The organism is Variovorax soli (assembly GCF_031454625.1).
GTDB lineage: Bacteria > Pseudomonadota > Gammaproteobacteria > Burkholderiales > Burkholderiaceae_C > Variovorax > Variovorax soli_A.
The window spans coordinates 155543-175617 of the sequence record NZ_JAVDRF010000012.1; the positions used below are offsets into that span (position 1 = coordinate 155543).

The 20075-nt window shown below is 63.7% G+C and carries 24 protein-coding genes and 1 tRNA gene; 18 read left to right on the plus strand and 7 right to left on the minus strand.

Annotated elements, in window-relative coordinates; genetic code table 11:
• The first annotated feature begins 54 nt into the window (after positions 1-54).
• The 5 genes from J2739_RS23130 to J2739_RS23150 are packed head-to-tail and all read left to right on the plus strand — an operon-like array spanning position 55 to position 4010.
• Entirely contained in the window at positions 55-411 is a 357-nt protein-coding gene (locus J2739_RS23130) for a hypothetical protein (RefSeq protein WP_309906025.1), read from the plus strand.
• The gene (locus J2739_RS23135) at positions 411-1400 is read left to right on the plus strand and encodes a hypothetical protein (protein WP_309906027.1); all 990 of its coding nucleotides are present in this window, start codon (positions 411-413) and stop codon (positions 1398-1400) included. The genes J2739_RS23130 and J2739_RS23135 overlap by 1 nt, the downstream gene beginning before the upstream one ends.
• Entirely contained in the window at positions 1397-3211 is a 1815-nt protein-coding gene (locus J2739_RS23140; RefSeq protein ID WP_309906029.1) for a toprim domain-containing protein, read from the plus strand. The genes J2739_RS23135 and J2739_RS23140 overlap by 4 nt, the downstream gene beginning before the upstream one ends.
• Positions 3208-3453, plus strand: coding sequence for a hypothetical protein (locus J2739_RS23145; RefSeq protein WP_309906031.1), 246 nt, complete (start codon positions 3208-3210; stop codon positions 3451-3453). The genes J2739_RS23140 and J2739_RS23145 overlap by 4 nt, the downstream gene beginning before the upstream one ends.
• A complete protein-coding gene (locus tag J2739_RS23150; protein ID WP_309906034.1) occupies positions 3450-4010 on the plus strand; it encodes a hypothetical protein in 561 nt (186 codons plus the stop codon). The genes J2739_RS23145 and J2739_RS23150 overlap by 4 nt, the downstream gene beginning before the upstream one ends.
• A 177-nt stretch (positions 4011-4187) precedes the next feature.
• Here the strand turns inward: J2739_RS23150 and J2739_RS23155 are convergent, their stop codons facing one another.
• Both J2739_RS23155 and J2739_RS23160 read right to left on the minus strand, forming a co-directional pair.
• Positions 4188-4637, minus strand: coding sequence for a hypothetical protein (locus J2739_RS23155; protein WP_309906036.1), 450 nt, complete (start codon positions 4635-4637; stop codon positions 4188-4190).
• Between the two features lie 125 nt (positions 4638-4762).
• Positions 4763-5245, minus strand: coding sequence for a trypco2 family protein (locus J2739_RS23160; protein ID WP_309906039.1), 483 nt, complete (start codon positions 5243-5245; stop codon positions 4763-4765).
• Between the two features lie 339 nt (positions 5246-5584).
• Here J2739_RS23160 and J2739_RS23165 point away from each other — a divergent pair, with 339 nt between their 5' ends.
• The 10 genes from J2739_RS23165 to J2739_RS23210 all read left to right on the plus strand — a co-directional run bounded on the left by J2739_RS23165 (position 5585) and on the right by J2739_RS23210 (position 10951).
• The gene (locus J2739_RS23165) at positions 5585-5725 is read left to right on the plus strand and encodes a hypothetical protein (protein WP_309906041.1); all 141 of its coding nucleotides are present in this window, start codon (positions 5585-5587) and stop codon (positions 5723-5725) included.
• Position 5726: 1 nt separating this feature from the next.
• On the plus strand, positions 5727-6074 hold the full coding sequence (locus tag J2739_RS23170; protein WP_309906043.1) for a hypothetical protein: 348 nt from the start codon (positions 5727-5729) through the stop codon (positions 6072-6074).
• A 58-nt stretch (positions 6075-6132) separates the two neighbouring features.
• Positions 6133-7299, plus strand: coding sequence for a hypothetical protein (locus tag J2739_RS23175; RefSeq protein WP_309906045.1), 1167 nt, complete (start codon positions 6133-6135; stop codon positions 7297-7299).
• Positions 7215-7811, plus strand: coding sequence for a hypothetical protein (locus J2739_RS23180; protein ID WP_309906047.1), 597 nt, complete (start codon positions 7215-7217; stop codon positions 7809-7811). The genes J2739_RS23175 and J2739_RS23180 overlap by 85 nt, the downstream gene beginning before the upstream one ends.
• 153 nt (positions 7812-7964) lie before the next feature.
• Entirely contained in the window at positions 7965-8747 is a 783-nt protein-coding gene (locus J2739_RS23185; protein ID WP_309906049.1) for a phage tail protein, read from the plus strand.
• A 9-nt stretch (positions 8748-8756) separates the two neighbouring features.
• Positions 8757-9089, plus strand: coding sequence for a hypothetical protein (locus tag J2739_RS23190; protein WP_309906051.1), 333 nt, complete (start codon positions 8757-8759; stop codon positions 9087-9089).
• On the plus strand, positions 9086-9313 hold the full coding sequence (locus J2739_RS23195; protein WP_309906053.1) for a hypothetical protein: 228 nt from the start codon (positions 9086-9088) through the stop codon (positions 9311-9313). The genes J2739_RS23190 and J2739_RS23195 overlap by 4 nt, the downstream gene beginning before the upstream one ends.
• Before the next feature lie 11 nt (positions 9314-9324).
• Positions 9325-9804 (plus strand): hypothetical protein, encoded by a 480-nt coding sequence (locus J2739_RS23200; protein ID WP_309906055.1) that lies wholly within the window; start codon positions 9325-9327, stop codon positions 9802-9804.
• A gap of 2 nt (positions 9805-9806) precedes the next feature.
• Positions 9807-10370 carry a hypothetical protein gene (locus J2739_RS23205; protein ID WP_309906057.1) on the plus strand — a complete coding sequence of 188 codons (564 nt, stop codon included), beginning with the start codon at positions 9807-9809 and terminating at the stop codon, positions 10368-10370.
• 77 nt (positions 10371-10447) lie between these two features.
• Complete coding sequence (locus J2739_RS23210) at positions 10448-10951, plus strand: hypothetical protein (RefSeq protein WP_309906059.1); 504 nt, start codon at positions 10448-10450, stop codon at positions 10949-10951.
• Between the two features lie 47 nt (positions 10952-10998).
• Here the strand turns inward: J2739_RS23210 and J2739_RS23215 are convergent, their stop codons facing one another.
• On the minus strand, positions 10999-11274 hold the full coding sequence (locus tag J2739_RS23215) for a hypothetical protein (RefSeq protein ID WP_309906061.1): 276 nt from the start codon (positions 11272-11274) through the stop codon (positions 10999-11001).
• Positions 11275-11356: 82 nt separating this feature from the next.
• On the opposite strand from J2739_RS23215, the gene J2739_RS23220 reads away from it, so the two are divergent.
• The 3 genes from J2739_RS23220 (at position 11357) to J2739_RS23230 (ending at position 13606) form a co-directional block, all read left to right on the plus strand.
• A complete protein-coding gene (locus J2739_RS23220) occupies positions 11357-11980 on the plus strand; it encodes an ATP-dependent DNA ligase (protein WP_309906062.1) in 624 nt (207 codons plus the stop codon).
• A 709-nt stretch (positions 11981-12689) separates the two neighbouring features.
• Entirely contained in the window at positions 12690-13229 is a 540-nt protein-coding gene (locus J2739_RS23225) for a helix-turn-helix domain-containing protein (protein ID WP_309906064.1), read from the plus strand.
• Positions 13226-13606, plus strand: a complete 381-nt coding sequence (locus J2739_RS23230) for a hypothetical protein (protein ID WP_309906066.1) — start codon at positions 13226-13228, stop codon at positions 13604-13606. The genes J2739_RS23225 and J2739_RS23230 overlap by 4 nt, the downstream gene beginning before the upstream one ends.
• Before the next feature lie 170 nt (positions 13607-13776).
• On the opposite strand, the gene J2739_RS23235 is transcribed toward J2739_RS23230, so the two are convergent.
• The 4 genes from J2739_RS23235 to J2739_RS23250 all read right to left on the minus strand — a co-directional run bounded on the left by J2739_RS23235 (position 13777) and on the right by J2739_RS23250 (position 20075).
• Positions 13777-14424 carry a hypothetical protein gene (locus tag J2739_RS23235; protein WP_309906068.1) on the minus strand — a complete coding sequence of 216 codons (648 nt, stop codon included), beginning with the start codon at positions 14422-14424 and terminating at the stop codon, positions 13777-13779.
• A 124-nt stretch (positions 14425-14548) separates the two neighbouring features.
• A complete protein-coding gene (locus tag J2739_RS23240; protein ID WP_309906070.1) occupies positions 14549-15835 on the minus strand; it encodes a hypothetical protein in 1287 nt (428 codons plus the stop codon).
• 91 nt (positions 15836-15926) lie between these two features.
• Positions 15927-16001: transfer RNA gene (locus tag J2739_RS23245), tRNA-Arg, on the minus strand.
• 33 nt (positions 16002-16034) lie between these two features.
• Complete coding sequence (locus J2739_RS23250) at positions 16035-20075, minus strand: translocation/assembly module TamB domain-containing protein (protein ID WP_309906072.1); 4041 nt, start codon at positions 20073-20075, stop codon at positions 16035-16037.

The window sequence follows — 20075 nt, forward strand, 5'->3', positions numbered from 1 at the left end:
GCACGTCGGCCGCGCTTCCTGGGCGACGAATCACGAACTTGGACGAGCTTGGAAATGGAAACGATGAATCCTGGATTCCCCGAAAACCCAGCGGCGTACACGCCGGGCGAGTACAGCGCCCCGAGCTGGGACGAATTGCGCGAAGTCGGCTGCGTGCTGATCGACGACTCGCTTCAGCAGTTGGCGGTCTACCCTGGCGGTGGCGGGAACGTCGTCCTGATGGAACAGAACTGCGACAGCCCGGTGCAGTTTGTCGTCATCGACAAGGACGCGGTGCCGGCGCTGATCAGCGCACTCAACAAGGCGCAGGCTGAAGCGGCTGAGGCTTGGGCAGAGGTCGAAAAGGAGATCGAGGCGATCACGGCCGCTAAGGGCGACGTGGCGTCAGGAGAAGTGGGGCCGCATCGCTGATGGCCCGCGCCCGCAACATCAAGCCGGGTTTCTTCAAGAATGAAGACTTGGCCGAGTGCTCGGCATTCGCGCGCCTGTGCTTCGCCGGCCTCTGGACCCTGGCAGATCGCGAGGGGCGCCTTGAGGATCGCGCGAAGAAGATCAAGGGCGAGCTGTTTCCCTTCGACACGATCGAGGTAGAGCCGCTGCTGCAGGAGCTGGAGCGGTGGCACTTCATCCGTCGCTACGAATGGGCCGGCATCCGCTACATCCAGATCGTGGCTTTCGTGAAGCACCAGGTTCCGCACGGCACCGAGAAGGATGGCCAGATTCCCGACGAAGACGGTTTCCTCACAGTTCACGAACGCGGCAGGAACGGTTACGCCACCGGGACTAGCCAGCGAGTTTCCCGTGCGGCAACGGTTGCACCAGCCATCTCAGGGGGGGTTGACGACAGTGCCTTAACAGTTAAACCGTGCGGTACAACCGAGGTCGACAACGGTGTCTTAACAGTTAAGGAACAGGTGCATAACACCCTGATTCCTGATTCACTGATTCCTGATTCAAGTAATACCCCCCCTACCCCCCACGGGGGGCGACAGCGTCGATCGCCAACTGCAGCCATCGAGAGCATGCCGGGGTTTCCGGCCTTCTACGCGGCGTACCCGCGCAAGGTCGGGCGGAAGGCAGCGCTGAAGGCGTGGCTGAAGCTGGCGCCCGACGAAGCACTGCAGGCGACGATCCTGGGCGCATTGGCGGCGCAGCGGCCTCACCTCGATCGCCGGGAGAACGGCCGGTTCATCAAGCACCCGTCGAGCTGGCTCAACGACGGCTGCTGGGACGACGAGATTCCGGGTGCAAAGGTGGCGGCGCCCGTGAACGACAGCGGGCAGCAGTGGTGGGAGGTGGCCGGGTTTACTCATCCGGCCGAGGCCGCGAACGAGCGCTGTCACGTCCTCAACTATCGCGAGTTTCGCGAAGGCCGCCGAATCAGCGAGGTGACGGCGTGAACGCGGGCGAGCTCAAGGTCCGCATGGCAGGCCAGGCGGTGCAGATTGCGCAGTACCTGTTGCCTCACGGCAAGCGCAAAGGCGCCGAGTTCAAGGCCGGCAACACCAGCGGCGAGCCAGGCGACAGCCTGTCGGTGCGCCTGACGGGCGCCAAGGCGGGCATGTGGAAGGACTTCGCGAGCGGCGAGGGCGGCGATCTGCTCGACCTGTGGATGGCCTGCCGCGGCCTGGACATCGTCGATGCCATGCGCGAAGCGAAGAAGCACCTTGGCATCCGCGACGACTTCCCAAAGCCGCCCGAGCGCACCTACCGTCGGCCGGTGAGCCCGGGTGTGCCCGCAGCCAAGGGCCGGGCCCTGGAGTGGCTGCGCGGCCGCCGTCTGACCGAGGAGACGATCCGGGCCTTCAAGGTCGCCGAGCTGCAGCAGCACGGCAAGGTCTACGCCGTTTTCCCCTTCATCGACGACACGGGCGAGTTGATCAACATCAAGTATCGCAACGTCGATGAGAAGCGCGACATGCGGCAGGAGAAGGAGGCCGCGCCGTGCCTGTTCGGTTGGCACTTGATCGGCCCTAAGGTCCGGGTCGTGACGATCACCGAGGGCGAGATCGACGCCATGACGCTGCACCAGATGCGCGTTCCAGCGCTGTCGGTGAACCAGGGTGCCGGCAATCACCAGTGGCTCGAAACGGACTGGGACCGTTTGGAGCGCTTCGACGAGATCCTGATCTGCTTCGACAACGACGAGGCGGGCAACAAGGGCGCTGCGGAGGTAATGCGCCGTCTTGGCGTGGAGCGCTGCCGGCGGGTGCGCCTGGGCGCAAAGGACGCGAACCAGTGGCTGCTGGACGGCGCCGAGGCCGTGGACTTTCAGCAGGCGATGGACGACGCTAAGCCGCTCGACCCTGAGGAACTGCGCAACGCCGACGACTTCACGCCGAAGGTCGAAGCCCTGTTCCATCCCGATCCGGACGCGCCGCGCGATCCGCGCATCAAGTTCGACCGCGATTTTGACTTCTTCGAGTTCCGGCCTGCCGAGTACACCTGCTGGACCGGCATCAACGGCCATGGTAAGAGCCTGATGCTCGACCAGGTGCTGCTCGGCCTGATGGCGCAGGGCGAGCGAGTGGCGGTGTTCTCGGGCGAGATCCCGCCGGACAAGCACCTGCTGCGGTTGCATAAGCAAGCGACGGGGCTCTACAGGCCGACGCGCGAGTTCATCCGGGCCGTGGGAGCTTGGCTGCGCGACAAGTGCTGGATCTTCGACCTGGTTGGCACGGCCAAGCTCGATCGCCTCCTGGAGGTCTTCGCCTACGCCGCGCGGCGCTACGGGGTGCGGCACTTCGTGATCGATAGTCTGATGATGATCGACGTCCCCTCGGACGGCGTCGGCGCTATCACCAAGCAGAACGAGGCGGTGCAGAAGATCGTCGCCTTCAAGAAGGCGCACAGCGCCCATGTTCACCTTGTCGCTCATCCACGCAAGCAGAAGGACGAGGAGCAGGCGCCCGGCAAGATGGACGTGGCCGGTGCCGGCGGGATCGTCAACGGCGCCGACAACGTGTTCTCGGTCTGGCGCGCGCAGAAAGATGAAGCGCCAGCCGACCTGAGCGACCCGGACTCGGTCGCGGCCTGGGAGAAGCAAAGGCTTGAGCCCGACGCGAAGCTGATCCTGATGAAGGCCCGCTACGGCGATCACCAGGACTACACGCTGCGCCTTTGGTTCGACAAGCCGTCCATGCAGTACCGCTCGCAGCCGAGGCGCTACCCCCTTTCCTACGTCCCTTTCTCAACTCAGGAGAACCAATGAACGAGATCTACGCACTGCTCTGGAGCAAGAAGTCCAATGGATTCCATGTCGAGCCACTGTCGCGGACCGCGCAGTCTGGCATGCGCTTCTTCCAGGGAAACATGACCAACGACTACTTGCTGATCGCTTTCGGGACCGATGACGAGGTCAGCGCAAAGGCAGACGAGCTGCGGCCGTTGCTGATTGAGCGCGAGGAAGTGAGGCGCTTGTACGACAGCGGGAAGGGCGACAACGCGGCATGAAGATCATCGAGCGCTACGCCTCCGCCATGCGGTCTACGAACCTCAAAAGCGAGGAGCGGACCAACTTCTCAGACTCTGACGTGCTGGGCGCGATGGGGTTGGCTGACCGAGATCTGCAGCGTGGGCACGACAGCGAGGGCAATCGCGTCTGGCGGGCGCCGCTGGCTGTAGCGCTCCAGCGGCTCTTCCTCGGCGACAACTCGGCGTCGGTGCAGGTCGTGGAGATCTTGTCGGACCTGGCTTGGCGGCAGGCAAGGCGCCTGCGGGTGAAGCTGAACCAGGCGCAGGCGAGGACCATGGCGCAGGCCTGCCTCGCTTGGCACAGGGACGGGCGGTGCAAGCCCTGCGGTGGTCATGGACTGCTGGTGATCCCCGGGACCAAGACGCTCGGCACGAACAAGTGCCCCGCATGCGGTGGTGAGGGGACGATACCGTTCGAGATCCAGTTCCAGCGGGAGCAGCGCGAGCTCGCCGCGTGGGTAGTGGCCGAGATGGAGCGCAACCAGTCCGAGGCCGGTCCGCGCGCCATGGACAAGCTGCGCGACAGAATGGGATGAGGGGGTTGCAGATGATCTACCGCACGGTAGAATGCGGAAGCCGTCACCGGATCGACCGGGTCAAATAACAAAGCGGCACCCTGGCCCCACGTTGGGTAAACTCGCCCCCAAGAATCCGAACCCGCTCAGCAGTACGCTCGGCGGGTTTTCTGTTTGCGTCAGACAAGGGCAGCACGGCTATCTGCAAACTATTTCCAAAGTGGTGTTCTGTTCATCTGCATTCGAATTTGTCTGCAACGCCTGGACGTACTGGACCCCTGCCGGAACTACAAGGGAGCAAGTAGCACTGCCGTCCCAGTCATTGAAGCCATCTTGGGAGACCAGACTCTTGCCGCAGGGTTGGCTTTTGTCCCATGACCGCCAAATGCAAACCTGCGCGCCGCTCCCGTTGCCTCCTGAGCTCTTGGCTCCTGATACTGTGGAAATCGTGATCTCTTGACGGCGACCGAAATTGAGCTTTGCGACTGGTGACTTTGCCTTATTCAGCGAAATAATAGTTTGCCCTGCAGCGCAGGTTTGTTCGAATGTCGTTGTAACGGGGCCGAACTGCGGAGGGTCTGTGCTGCAATTGGCGGCATTGACCACGACTGGAGTGAAGACGATGGCGAGCAAGGCGGCAGTGCGCATAGCAAGTCTCCAAGAAGATTAGAGCCGGAGGGCACTAGTTCGACGGGGGGCTCGACCCGTCGGTGCTGACAAATGCAGCGATTTGTTGATTGGCAAACTTGGTGTCACTTAAGCAAAGCGCTTCGTTAGCGATTGCAGGCTCGTTGGTCGTCTGCATCAGCCGCGGCGAGTGCGTCTCTCACAACCTTCTGCCTCTGGTCGGCGGGAATCGATGCTAGTTCGCCTGGGGGCAGGCCGAGTGTTCCAACGTCGGTTCCGTCCTTGCCGTCAATCCGTTTGTAGACCAGAGTGATCGTGTTCTCGATGCTCTTCGATTCAGAGCCAGAAACTCCAAGAGAGGCGACGGGAACGGCAGCGGTCACCTTGAAGTCTCCGCTGACTTCTCTCACAAGGCCAAGTTTTAAGATAACAGTTGCCTCAGACAGAGGAAGCCCTACGGCTTGTTGGCCGGGCCTTACAGAGGAGTTTCGGATGTCTCGCCGTAGCTGCAAGATGATCTCGCACAGCGACGCATGGGTTTGGATGGACTCCTCCCGTCTCGGCCAGGAACACCCGGCAACGCAAGCGACCAGGGCAAGAAGACACATGCGGACCGCGAGGCTGGCCATGGAATCTCTCCTCATTCTTATTGAGGAGCAATAGTCGTCCGTCAGTGCAGCAAGTCAATCCTCCTTTTGGAGGATGCGCAATCTGGATTATTTGACTAAGGACTTGAGCGCTGTGCCGATCGTGATCGTGATCGGGATCACGTCACGTCGGCGCCCGCAAGGCAGTTTCCACGCGCCGCACTACCCGCGAACCTGACGCGGCCCACCCCGGGAAAAAAGGGCGGGGTTTCCACGCGACTGCGACACCGCGGAATCAGGGGGATCGCGAACCGCATAGGCCCAGCGCGCAAGCGTCAGTCGGATGGGCCCATCTCGGACAAGCCAAGGAAGCCCCGAACCATGAACCAAAACAATGAAGATGCGACGCCTCAGAGCGTGGCCGAAGACGAACGCCCTGATCTGCTCGATACGTCAGAAGAGCCGCTGACGCCGGCTGATCGCTTAGGGTTCGAGCCCTTTTCGTACTCAGAAAGGGGCTGACGTGGCGAACGCTGGTAGTTTTAAAAAAGGCGAGAAAAGGCCGAATCAGGGAAAAAGAGGGCCGGGAAAGGTGACCGCCGAGTTTCGCGACACGGTTCAGAAGTTGCTGGACGACAACCGCGCGAACGTGGCGAAGTGGCTCAAGGCCGTGGCCGAGGGAACTCCCGGTGATCCAGAGCAGGGCGTCAAGCCAACTGAAGGCGATCCGGGCAAGGCTCTCGATCTGCTTCACAAGCTGGCTGAGTACGCCGCGCCGAAGCTGGCCCGGACGGAGCACGCCGGCTCGATCACTGTCCGCAGTCTGGCGGAAGAGCTCGCCGAGCTGAACAAGGCGAATGGCGCTCAGTGAGACGCAGAAGAGCGTCCTACGCTGGCGAGCAGGTGGGCCCGCGCTGTTCGCGCAGGAGGTGCTGGGCGCCACGCCGACGGATCAGCAGTGGGATGCAAGTCGGGAGATCGTGAAGCGGCGCCGCGTGTCGATCCGATCGGGTCACGGCACGGGCAAGTCGACCTTCATGGCGTGGTGCGTGCTGTGGTTCCTGGCGTGCTACTTCCCCGCGAAGGTGCCGGCGACCGCGCCGACCGCGCACCAGCTCGAAGACGTGCTGTGGTCCGAAATCGCCAAGTGGCACCGGACCATGGCCGAACGGTATCCGTCGCTGGCCGGGCAGTTCGTCTGGTCTGCCGGAGCATTCCGCATGGCTTCGGCGCCGAACGAATCGTTCTCGGTGGCGCGAACGTCGCGGCCGGAGCGTCCGGAGGCGCTGCAGGGCTTTCATTCGGAACACATCCTGTTCCTGATCGACGAGGCCTCGGGCGTCTCCGACAACGTGTTCGAGGTCGCGGAGGGTGCGCTGTCCACCGATGGCGCCTTCGTGGTGATGGCTGCCAACCCGACCAGGCAGAGCGGCTACTTCTTCGACTCGCACCACAAGATGCGCGGCTCCTGGGCTGCGCTGCACTGGGACGGCGAGGCGAGTCCGATGGTCTCGCGGACTTACATCGAGAACATGGCCAAGAAGTATGGCCGGCAGTCCTCGGTCTTCAAGGTCCGAGTGAAGGGGGAGTTTGTGGGTGCACCTGACGGCGTGATCTCTCTCGAACTGTGCGAGGCGGCCAAGATCCGCGAGGTGGCTGTCATCGAGAGCGCCCCGGTGATCTGGGGCGTCGATGTGGCCCGCTTCGGCGACGACAGCTCGGCCTTGGCCAAGCGCAAGGGCAATCACCAGCTCGCGCCGGTGGAAGAGTGGTGGGGCAAGGACACGATGCAGACCGCCGGCCTCATCAAGGCGGAATGGGACAAGACGCCTGAGCCAATGCGGCCGCGGTCAATCAACGTCGATGTCATCGGCATCGGTGCCGGCGTAGTCGATCGCCTCAAAGAGCAGGGCCTGCCGGTGTTCGGCGTCAACGTGGCGGAGGCCGAGGCGGTGAACGATAAGAGCGAACGGCAGTTCAACCGGCTGCGCGATGAACCGAGCTCGCACCGATGTTCTTCAGCCCGCGACTTTCGCAGGCCGATGACATCGCCGCTTTCCAGCGCATCGCATCTCCCGGGACCACCGCGCTCCTGAAGAACTACGCGGTGTCGGATGCAGCGAACCAGACTGACCGCCTCGGCCGGCTGACAAACTCCAAGTTCAACGACTGGCTGCAAGCGCGATCGGGTGCTGTTGGCGGCCTGTTCAATGAAGGGGAGCAGGCGGGACTGGCGGCCGTGGGTCGCGATCTCTCTCGTGCGGACGCGGCTGAAAACCTGGGCCGCGCGACTGGCTCGAACACGGCGCAGAACGTGCAGAGCGCGCTGGATCTGGGGCTACTGGACAGCCCGCTTGTGAACGGCTTCGCCAACCGCATTCCGGTCGTTGGTCGATTCACAGGGCCGATGTTGGATAGCCTGCGGCAGACCGCCAAGAAGAGCAAGGTAGACCGGCTGGGCACGCTGATGTCAGATCCGGAGGCGCTGGACCGCGCCATTGCGGCCTATCAGCGGCTGACCACTGGGATTGGCCGGCACGGGGTCGCTTACCCCTCTTCTTTTTCGCTCCGCGCCTCTGCTATCGACCGGCCGGTGATCAGGCGATAGAAAAAACTGACGAAGAAGGCGAGAACGCAAAGTCCGATGGCCTTCCAGATCAGGAATTCGGTGAACAAGCCGTCCATCCGCGCATTCTAGGTCGCGCCTCCTGAAAGACCTTGCAAGCCCGCTTCCGCGGGCTTTTTTCATTTGAGGGCCGATATGGCAATCGTCACTACCCTTGCAGCCTGCAATACGAACCAGGCGCTGAACGGGCCCGCGGGCACCGACCTTCCTTCGACGCTCGACGACGCGATTCGCTATGCGCTGAGCTTCATTGCGCAGCTACGCGACGGCGCGGCCATCCCCACAGGCGTTGCGTTGCCGTGGCTCACCAGCGCTGCGGCGCCGCTCGGCTGGATCAAGCTGAACGGCGCGCTTGTCTCGCGCACGACCTACGCCAACCTGTTCGCCTTCGCGACGGCGGCCGGCCTTGTGTCCGAGGCGACGTGGAGCGGTGGCCAGTTCGGCAGTTTCAGCGTTGGAGACGGGTCGACGACCTTCCGAGTTCCCGACTGGCGAGCCATGTTCATTCGCGGGCTGGATGAGTCTCGCGGGCTCGACACCGGTCGCGTGCTCGGCGTCTGGCAGGACCAAGCGAACGTCTTGCATGGGCACGGCTACACCGACCCAACACACACCCATGCAGTGAGTGATCCAGGGCACGCGCACGGCGCATCTGCCGATGTCCAGGGAGCGCATACGCACTCCTACAACGCCTCGCAGAACACACTTTCTCTCGGCCCTGGCGCGGCCACTGCGGCGCTCGTCACCGGCCCATTTGGGACCAGCGCCGATGGCGCGCACAACCACAACATCACTGTAGGGGGCGCCTTCACGAGCGTATCGCTCTTCGCGGCATCCGTCGGGATCACGATTTCCAACCAGGGGAGCGCCGACGGACACCCGCGCAACCTGGCCTATCCCCACATCATCAAGTACTGAGGCGCCCGCATGTACGTCTTCAACTACGACCCCGAGAGCGGGGCCTACACGGGCGGGACGCCCTGCGAGTTCTGCCAGCGCACACCCGGCAATGTGCTGGTGCCGGCCTGGGCCACATCGATCCCGATCCCGAAATATGACCCGCTGAAGGAATGGCCGTTTTTCGATCAGCAAGAGGGCCAGTGGCATCTGCGGCCGCTGCCGCTGCCATCACCGAAGGAGCCCGCGCCGGCAGTAGCAGATCGAGCGGAAGCGCTCCAGGCCACGCTGCAAGCGCACGTCGATGCCGCCACCCGCATCGTCGACCAGTTGAAGTACCTCGCCCAAGGGGAGGGCGCATGAAGCAAGAAATGAAAGACATTGCATTCAACGTCGCCTATCAAGCCCCTGCGAGCTTCGTCGCCTGGTGGCAGCAACTGAGCCTAACGACTGCTCTCGCAGTGCTGCTCGGCGTACTGCAGGTGGCGTACCTGCTCCGGAAGTGGTGGCGCGAAGAATCTGAGTGGGGCCTGCGCCTGAAGCGCTGGACGGAAGGTCGATTCACGAAGCCGGGCGATCTTTCGTAGGGGGAATCATCATGCAACTCACTGACGTGATCGCCCAGATCTTTAATCCGGGCCTCGCGATGCTGCCGCTCGCCATGAACACACCGAAAGCGCGCGTACAGCTCCTCGCGATGACCCTGCAGGAAGATCCGGAGCAACGGCGCCGGCAGATGGGCAACGGGCCTGCGCGGGGCCTCTGGCAATTCGAACGCGGAGGCGGCGTCAAGGGCGTCATGAGCCATCACGCAACCACCGGTCACGCGCACCGCCTCTGCGCTGAGCGCGGCGTGCCTTGGGATGCTGCCGCGATCTGGGCGCGCCTGGAGTTGGACGATCTTCTGGCGTGCGGTTTCGCTCGACTCCTGCTCTATTCCGATCCCAAGCCCTTGCCGGCGACCGACGACGCCGATGCGGGCTGGGAGCTCTACATGCGGACTTGGCGCCCCGGGCAGCCGCATCCTGAAAAGTGGCCGGGCAACCACGCGGCTGCGCGTCGTGCGCTGGGGCTTTGACCATGGCTGACTTTGATTGGAAGCGCTTGGTCGCAGGCATCGCGCCGGTGCTGGGGACTGCCCTCGGTGGCCCGCTGGTGGGCGCGGCCGTCGCGGAACTCGGAGCGGCCCTGCTGGATAACCGAGACGCCACGGAGGACCAACTGGCGGCAGCTCTGTCCACCGGCCGGCTAGGCCCCGAGCAGATCGTGGCAATCAAACAGGCCGCCAACGCGCTGACCATCCGCATGCGCGAGCTCGACATTGACGTGCTGAAAATCAACCAGGCGGCCGAGGACGCCTACCTCAAGGACATGCAGGACGCGCGAGCTCGGCAGGTGGCCACGCGTGACCCGACGCCTCAGGTGATCCTGGGCGTGCTGTTCCTGCTGTGGGCTGGCACCTTCGCGGCGTTCTACTTCGGGACGCTGCCGGCCGACGATTTCATCCGTGCGCTGATCGTGCGGGCCTATGCCACGATCGAGACGGGGCTGACAGGTGCCATCGCCTATTTCATCGGCTCCAGCCGCGGTAGTAAGGCGAGTGGTGATGCTGTGCGCAAGATTGCGGAACAGGCGCAGCGTTGAACGAGGCGTGGCGGCGATGAACCCTTAGATATAGGGGGTATGCTCCGAGCCCGTCATAAGAACTGGAGGGCGGGACGATGGCCTATCGAGGCGCAACGGTGCATGCGGCCGTGATTGTCTTAAGCGGCCTGCTTTTGACTGGATGCGACAAGCTCAAAGCTTTCGACGAGCTTCAATCAAACGCAGGCAAGACCAACTTGCAGGTCGCGGATCTCGAATCGCAAAGCGCAAAGTACAGGCAGGAACTGTCTGAGCTGCGTAGTGAGATAGCCGGGTTGAGGGTACGCGTGTTGGTGCTCGAAGCTAACTCTAGCAAGCAACAAGCTGATCAGCCGTCCAGCCGACAGCGTCTGGCCGAGGACGACATCGCTAAGCTGAATGTCGTCATTGCGAAGTGTGTTGCCGTTGCCAGGAACCTGCCGCCCAAAGATGAGTACGCGGCCAGCTTCTACAAGGACTTCGATGCCTTCTACAACGTCGGGACTGGGCGTGTGCAGGATAACGTGATCTACAACGGCGGCCAGCCTGCTCGATTCGCGTTCAACAAGTGCATGGCAGATCGGGGCTGGCCGCTGGGGTAGCGGGACTCGCGAACCGTGGGCTGCTCGCCCAGTAGAGGCCCCCTTTCCTATTTGATGGCGAGGATTTCACAGTTCCATTCCTGCACCACCCAAGCCGAATCGTCCTTCTCGAGACCGACGATCCGCACTTCGTTGCCGAGCACCGAGATGACCCTCGCGTCGTACAGTGATGGGCCATCGTCCGCCAAGTAGATGTAGCTGAGGCCCTGCTCGTCACCCTTCCTGGTGCGACTGCTTAGCAGCGTGCCCCTGAATTCGCGTGGTTTCTGGTTCCAGGTGAGCCAGCGCCCAGAGTTGCGCATAAGTTGGACGCGGACTTGCATGACAACTGTGAATTTATCCAGTCCATCATACCTCGCCTAACCAGAAGTAGCATTAAAGTATTACTGCTGGCACAGTTGCTGTATGCCGCTGGCGCTCGCCAATCTCAAGCCGATGCTTCTGGATGAGCGCCTGCTTCCCTGGGGCGATCAGGCGTGGATCTACGAGCTCAAGTTCGACGGCTACCGGGTGCTGGCTGAGTTCGGCCACGGTTCTGCCCGGCTCAAGACCAGGAACGGCGCAGACTGCACAGCTTGGTTTCCAGAGCTTGCCCGCAGCCTGGCCAGCGTAAAGGGAGGCCCCCACATCGCCGACGGTGAGGTGTGCGTCCTGGACGAGTACGGCCGAAGCAGCTTCGATCGTCTTCAGGACCGCGCTCGCCGACGGCGGTGGTACGAGGGCGCCGATCCGGTGACCTACTGTGTCTTCGACCTGCTGCAGGAGAACGGCAAGGACATCACCCAGATGCCCCTGCTGAAACGCAAGGCCAGGATGCTCAAGCGCCTGGCAGGGGTTCCATCAGTCCTGCCGATGACCCACATCGCCGCAGAGCAGGGCGCGGAGCTGTTCGAGATGGCCAAGCAGCTGCGGCTCGAGGGTCTGGTGGCGAAGAAGGGGGACAGCGTCTACAAGCCAGGCGTGCGCTCGAGCGACTGGGTCAAGATCAAGAGGAAGGGGGCGATTCCGCCGGAGAGGTTCAGGCGGTGATTGCAAAGATGGACGTGTGACGATGCACCGGTATGGGGACGCGATTGCCTCGACGAGCATGCGCCATGTCCCAGGGGCCGGCCGCTCATTTACATTTGCCCTTTGCGAAGGGGGCCAGCGTGATCCGTGAACTAAGGTGACAACGGGGACGCCGCACTTGCGCTCTCGGTTCACTTTTAAGTTAACATGCCCCTGTATTTTGCTCGCCTGAAGACGGGCCATCCGGAACGCCTCGCTCCACCACGCGACGGGCCGGGGTCCTTCAAGATCTACACCATCCTCGAAAACCATCATCAATGGTCATGCAAAGCAAGAGCGGATGTAGCCGCACTGTCCAGCGCAGAGGATCAGAACCGAGCGAGAGCTTGCCTAGTGCAGTTCCAACTAAACGCAGCTCACGGCCTACCGCTGCCGAACATGTACGACGGAACCGCTTTGCACGCCACGGCCACGTTCACATGGCGCCATCACGAGTACAAGATTTGGCGTATACGTCAAAGCACCATCAGAACATGCTTCATCTACTTGAACGGCAAGCGAATCGTAATCTTGAAGATTCTTGCAAAACGGAGAGGGGAACTTTCTGAAGGTGAAAAAAAGAATTTGTCCGATTCTGCAATTGAGATTTTAGAGCAACTTGCATGTAGAAGTTTTGAATCAACTGAGCTCGAATTTCACCCTGTTCCAATTTCAGTTTGAGGTATCTAAAATGTTTGAAAAACTGCAGCCGTTGGATGAGTTTGACTACAAGAAAATGGCGATCGCCTCTTGCTTAAATGCCGCGATGGTTAGCAAGATGACGACTCGTTCAATGCTTGCCGAACAGCTGGGATGGTCAAAGAGTTACATGACTCGCTTTCTATCTGGAAAGGCAAATCTCACGCTGCGAACGATTCATGAGTTCACTAGCGCATTGGGCTATGACGTTGACCTTGCAATTCATGACGCTGGGACCGCTGGTCCCTTGCAGCCGTGGCAAGCTGTCGATGCTGACGCCTACTTTACCCCTGTGTTCAATCCGAACGAGGTAAGCCCCACGTTCCAGGTTCAAATTCGAATGCCAAGTGAAGTGGCAAATGATTTAATTACTGGAAACTACGCTGATGCTTATCTGGCGATCCAAAGCTTTCCGCCAAGTAAGCACCTCGAAACATCGAGGATTGCGTTCGATGAATCTCAGATCAATCAGCCGTTTGACATTTGTTCATTTAGTATTGACGCCGATAAGAAGATGGAGTCTGTAGTATGAACATGCCTCGGAAGATCATCGTTAATCCGCAGACCATCTCTAACGCACCTGTAGTGTTTGCGGAAGGTGTTGCAAAATTAAACTATTCACCGAATATCAGTCGGGTAAGTTTCTTTCAACTTGACCAAAGCAATTCCGCAGATGAGGAAGAGCTGCGGAACGTCGTCCTGACACTGGCAATTCCAACTCATGCTTTGGTGGAACTGTGTGTCAACATCCTTATGGGGATGCGGGCCAACATGGACCAGTTGGAAGGTGTCAGTCGCAAACAAATTGACCACACCTTTAAGATGCTTCGCGACATCCAGCCCGGGAAACCGGCCGAGGAAAACCGCGCGGCAAAAGAATCGCCGAGGCTTAGCAAGAAGCGTTATTGATCTGGTCTTGCTTGCCGGCAGCAGGACGGCTTCGCCAGACGCTGGCGGCAATTGCTTGCGCTGATCGATCGTGTCCCGGAGGCGCTCGTAGGTTCGATCAACGTTGCCGAGATCTGAAAAACCTGATACGTGGGAAGCTCATCAGCTTCGCCATGAATGGGATGGCGCCGTCAGTAGGTAGTGCAGTTAACCTGGTTTCCAAAGCGCTGGCAGTTCGTGGTTCGGGGCCCGTTCTGCTGGAGCTGCTGCTGTTGAATGAGTTGCTGCGTTTGCATGTTCTGCAAAGCAGCGCCTACAGCCGCATCACGGCGTGCTTGCTCTTGAGCGTTCGCCGCCGCAGCAGCCTCTCGCTCACGCTGATTGATGTTCGACAATCGTTGTTGGCCCTCAACAGAGTTGTCGGCTCTGAGTTGGTTGAACTCACCGTAGCTGATTTGTCCGGCATAGAGCTTGGCAGTCAGCACCTTGACGCGAGTTTGACCGGCCAAAAGTGTGGCTTGGTACTCTGGGGAAGCGTACTTGGCCCTGAAAGAAGCGCCCATGTCGAAGCATGCTTCCCGAGCGACCATCCATACGCCGAGCAGGCGTTTTTCCTCTTCGGTGGGAACGGTTCTATCGGTGAGCATCTCCATGCTGGGTCGTTCAGCCTTGAGGTTAATCGCGATCTTTTCGCGCAGGCCGACAAACCGTTTGTCATAGGCAATCGACTCGAAGCACGGTTTGGAAGGGTCGTCATTCGCCGTCGGCCTCTTGGCCTGCTGCCCAGGCGTGACACACCCGGCGATTGGTAGCAGCGCGAGCCAAAGCAGTCCTCTCATTCCGTACTCCTTATGACCTGTTGGGCGATCATGCGGCCACCTGCCCGTCAAGAATGAGAGGGAATGCGCTGCGCCGGCAAGCATCTGAGGTTTTCGTGAATTTTTGGGTGTCGGCAGACCGTTCCTACTGGGATCTAGCGGAAAGGGAGGGTAGCGGCGTGCCACTGGTCAACGGGGGTGCGGCGCCTTGCAGGCGTTTCAGCGTGGATGCAATTTCTGCGATCGATGCTGGCTTGGTCGCCTTGGCGTACTCTCGCGCGGCCCACGTAATCGCTAGCTTGCGGCGGCCTATGCGGAGCGCGTCACACAGTCCCGTGAGCTCTAGCAGCTCATCGTCAGTAGCGCTTCTGATGTCGCGATCCTTGCCTTTCAGGTTCTGTCTCGCCTGTTCCTCGGTCGCAAAGAGATCGAGTACCTGGATCCACGAAATATAAGACTTGTGCTGGCTCACGGACCGGACGACAGGCCCGATCTCATCGCTGTGGTAGAAGACCTGAGTTCCACGCATGGTTTGATGATCGGGATGGGATGCGCCGCGCCGGATCAGCCATGCGCCATTCGGTCCGCGCGCAGTCAGGTGCGGAATCAAAGCGAGCTGTCGAATGGAGGGATTGTCGTGGAGGCGCCACACGCAGAGCTCAGGCCGTCCGACGTGTACGAGGGTGCCCCCACATCTGATTACGGTTCGGCTTGAGTCCGAGTCACTCCAGTCCCCGAGCGGTTCTACCTCTCGTGCCAAGCGCAGCAGTGCAGGGACGATCCGCTGTGATTTCTTGCCCCATAGGTTAGCGCAGCGCATGAGGTACTCTTCGCCGAACTCGATTTCCTCTACAGGGATCGGCTGCAATGACTCTGGGTTGAATTCTCGAAATGCCCATTCGAGTTCGCCGCGCTCTCTGGCCTCTGTGGCCGACGCTAGCTGATCGAGGTCGGCGCCTAGTTGCTCAAGTCGCAGAGGTGCCGCGTCAGTGGGTCGATTGTGGCGCCCGGCACCGCTGACTTCCCGTATCGCTGCAACGCGAGCGTTCCAGTCGCAGCCCGGCCCAGACCAGATCAGCACCGCCTCCGGAAACTCCACGCCGGATGAGTTTTTCGCTGGTTCGCCTAGGTAGTACCGCACATATGGCAGGGTGCCGAAGAAGGCCTTGGTGAGCGTAGATAAGGGTGGCGAGTCCCTTGGGCCTGCGAGCTGCAGCACCACGTCCAGATCGCCGCAGTCCAATGCGCCTCGCGCATACGAGCCGGCGACCCACAGCGAGATCACGGCGACTTCTGCAACCAGCTCGCGATCTTTGAAATACCAGTGTTTGAACGGGATCGTGCGCTGGTGGCGCTCGTCGAGGCGCTCGCATAGACGCCGAAGCTTCTTGGTGAACGCCTCACGCGGGAGTCGCTTTTCGCCCGTCGCCATGTGCCTCTGCCTCCAGAAGAAGAGGGCACATCGTAGCTTGTCCCGGCGTAGTCCCGGAAAGCCAACAAATCCAATAAAATCAATGGCTTAGTGGTGCCCTCGACAGGAATCGAACCTGTATCTGAGTCTTAGGAGGACCCCGTTCTATCCATTGAACTACGAGGACGGAGGCGGGGGTGACTTTAACAGCTTGCCTGTCTCACTCGTACTTCACGGTGTAGATCAGGTCGATGCCGCTTTGCTGGCCGGCCTGGCCGCGCAGCGTGAGGCGCCGCGTGAGGTCGTAGAAGACGAACAGCGTCCCCAGCGTGCCCGAGAGGCTGCGCTCGTAGGTCAGGTAGAAATCCTTCGACAGGCGCTTGCCCACGGTGACCGCCGATTCGCGCATGTCGCCGCCGCTGCCCGGCCCCTTGAAGCCGATCTCATCCAGTCCGAGGCGGCTGGCGAGTCCGCCGCCGGAGCTGCCGGAGCCGAGCCGCCCCAGCAGCGCGAGCGCAGCCTGTTGCAGCAGCAGCGATTCGCCGCCGCTGGTGGCCGAGGCGCGGCCCAGCACCACCCATGACAAGGTCTCCGCATCGGAAAGGGCGGGCTCCGAGTACAGGCGCACCCGCGGCGACTGCGCGGTGCCGGTGATCTGCACGCCGGCGCGCTGCGAAATGTTGGGCCGGATGGCGAGGATGTCCAACGCGGGGTTGTCGTAGGGGCCGTTGAAGCGGGCGACGCCGGTCTCCACGTCCAGCCGCTGCCCATAGGCGCGGTACTGGCCCTTGACGGTGCGCACCTCGCCGGTCATGCGCGGCGGCGCATTAAAGGCGGTGCTTCGGATGTCGAGCTTGCCTTCCAGCCGCGTCGTTAGGCCGCGCCCCTGCACCGCGAAGTCCTCGCCGAGGTCGAAGCCGACCGCAATGTCGGGCGGCTTCGCGGTCTGCGCCTGGGCGACCCGCACGTCTTCGCCGGCGGTCCGGCGCTTGGCGGCTTCTGCCGCCTCGCGGTCCTTGGCGGCCGAGTGCACCACCACGTCGCTGCCCAGGCTGGGCGCGCTCTCGTCCGGCAGGATGATCACCGCACGGTCGGCCTCGAGGTTGCCGCGCACGCTGAACTGGCCGTTGTCCAGGCGCGTCTGCAGATCGCCCGACAGTGTGAGCTGGCGGTCGGTGCGCACCAGCACGCGCAGCGCGCGCAGTTGAGTCTGCATGGCCATGCGGATGCCCGTGCCCGTGGCCGGGGCCGTGCCCCAGCTCAGCTCGCCGCGGGCCGACAGTGTGCCGCCATCGCCGGCGGCCGCGTTGGCTGCGGTGCTGAGGTTGCCGCTCTGCCCCGGGATGCGCGTGCTGCTGCCGGCACCGCCTTTGAGGGTGAACTCCGTGATCTCGACGCGCTCGCCGGTCAGCGCCGCGCGCAGGCGCCCGTCGCGCAGGTCCAGCCCCTCGACCCACGCGCGCAGCGCGAGCTGGTCGGCCGTCAACGTGCCGTTCCAGCGCGGCAGCGCGCGGTTGCCCGAGAGCGCGGCGTCGGCCTCCAGCGTGCCCGCCACGCGCCATCCGGGGGGCGCCAGCATCGACCAGACGCCGAGGTTGGGCAGCCGCGCCGTCACGCGGCCGGCGAGCGGCGCATCGGGGGCCCATTGCCAGCCGTCCGCGCGGTGCAGCACGTGCGTGCTGGCATCGGCGCGGATCTGGCCGGCGCGCTCGCTGTCCCAGGCCAGGGTGGCACGCACCGTGTCGCCCTCGGCTGCCAGCCCGAGCTCGGCCTGGCGCAACCCGGCCGGGGTGCTGGGACCTTCGGCGGCCGCGTTCATCTTGCGCTCGGCGGCGGTGCCGGTGCCGCGGCTCTCGATGCGCGTGACCAGCGCGGCCTCGCCAGCCTGCACGCGGATGTCACCGCTGGCGCGGGAGAGCCGGGCGCGCGCGCGCAGTGCGTCGCCGGCATCGATGTCCCAGTCGCCATCGAACAGCAGGTCGCCGCTGATGCCCATCTCGGCCAGGGTGCCGCTGCTGCCCATCGCTTCGGCCCACGCCATGGGCAGGCCCCGCAGGCGGCCCTGGGAACGCAGGCGGAAGGCCCGGTCGGATGCCGTGCCGCTGTGGCTGTAGCGCAGCGGCTCCCAATCGACGTGCACCGTGCCGGGCACCGGACCGCGCAGCGTGGCGCCGGCGGCCGACGCTTCCACCTCGAGGCGGCCGGCATCGCCGCTCTTGAAGGTGGCGTCGAGCGCGCGTTCCAGCTCCAGCGTCCAGGGCCCGGGGCGCCGGGAGTCCTGCGCCTGCACCCGCAGGCTGGCGATCGAGGCGCGCCATTGCTTCGCGCGTTCGAGTCCGCCGCTGGCGCGCGTGTCGAGCGTGAGCTTCTGGGTGCCGCTCACCGCTTCGCCCTTGAGCGCCAGCGTGGCCTGGGCGAGGCTGCCGTCCAGCTCGGCCCGCAGTTCGCGCAGCTGGAGCTCCGTGGCCGGGCCATCGGCCGGCGGCGCCAGCCCGAGTACCAGGCGTGGGACCGAGAGCGTGGCCTTGAGCGTCGGCTCCGCGCTTCCGCGGGCGGCGGGCTCGCTGGCGTTCTGCAGCCGGCGCTGTACGGCCCGCCAGCCGCCCTGCCAGGCGGCGTCGAGCTGTGCGCTGCCTTGGATGCTGTTGCCCGCGAAAGCGGTCGTGAGCTTGGGCAGGCCTTCCACCCAGCGCTGCAGGAGGGCGGCATCGTCCATGCGGGCGCGAAGCTCGCCGCCGCCGCTGGCCGGCGCGATGCCGCCCTGCAGCAGGGCACTGCCGCCCGGCATCACCAGCTTCAGATCGCCGCTGCCCGCCTGCTCGGCGACGCGCAGCTGCAGCTTGCCTTCGACGCTGGCGTTCGCGGCCTCGATACGCAGCGTGCGCAGGTCCAGCACCTGAGCCTGCCACTGGCCGCGTGCCAGCGCGCGGTCGAGACGCAGCCCCTGCAGTGCCTTGCTGCCGGCGCCGCCGCCGGCCTGCAGCGCGAGGTCGAAGAGCAGGGCCTCGCCGCGCTGCTCGGCTTGGACACTGCCGCTCACCGGCGCGCCGGCCAGCGCGCTGTGCAGCGCGCCCGGCCGCACGGCGCGAACCCGTGCGTGCGCCTGCCAGGGCGCCGGCGCGGGGCTCCAGCGGCCCTCGGCCTCGATGCTGCCGCCGCCGGCGCGCACCGTGGCCTCGGGCAGGGTCCAGGTGGTGCCGTCGAAGCTGGCGCGAGCCTGGACCTGCTCGATGGGCAGCCGGCCGCTGTCCCACGGGCCGGGGTTCGCATTGCGGATGTCGGCGTCGGCCTGCCAAGTCGACTTGCCGACGGGTGCCCCGGCATCGGGGCCGGCCTCGATCCGCCCCGTCAGCAGCGTGCGCGGTGCTTCGGGCCAAAGGGTGGCCAGGTCGAGGTTCTGCAACTGCGCCTTGGCGTCGATCACCGGCTGCGCTTGCCAGGGCGCGATGTTGGCCTGCAGCTGCGCCTGCATCGGCGCCTCGGTGCCGGGCTCGGCGGGCTTGAGCTCGGCTGCCACGGCCAGCCTGGCATCGGCGGTCGCGAGCGTTCCCTTGACGCTGGCCTCGGCCAGCACCTCGATGGCGCGGCCTTCGGCCAGCGGTGCACGCACACGGCCTTGGAGCGCGGCATCGAGCGCCATCGGCGCGGGGCCCTGCAGCGTGAGCCGCGCGGCGTAATGGCCCTCGGCCATGTCCACGTCGTCGACCACGAGCTGGTGTTCGTTGCCGGCATAGCGATAGCGGCCTGCCAGCTTGTCCGCCTGGAGCGCGGGCGGGCCGGCCCAACGCAGTTCGTCGATGCGAAAGGGCAGCTCGACCTCCACCGGCAGCACGATGGGCGCCAGCGGTTCGACGGGCTTGTCCTCCACCGGCCCGCGGCGCTCGACCAGCAGCCGCGCCGCGTGGACCTCGCCGAGCTGCACCTTGCGCTTCAGCAGGGGCGCCAGCTGCCAGCCGATGGTGGCCTCGTGCACCTCCACCGCGAGGCTTTCGCTCTGCCAGCGCAGCCAACCGATGCGCCCGCCTGTGCGCAGCGAGCCGATGACCTCGCGGCTCTCCAGGGTCTGGCCGGGCGGCAGGTAGCGCGCCGCCCGTGCCAGCGCGAAGGCCAGCGATTGGTCCGAGCCCAGCCACCACCAGGCGCCCGCCGTCAGCGCGCCGATCAGCACGACCAGGCCGAGCAGGCTCCAGGCGAGGGCACGCAGGGCGCGCCGGCCGCGCGAGCGCGCGGGCCGGGGCGTGGGGGCTGCGTCCAGCTGCAT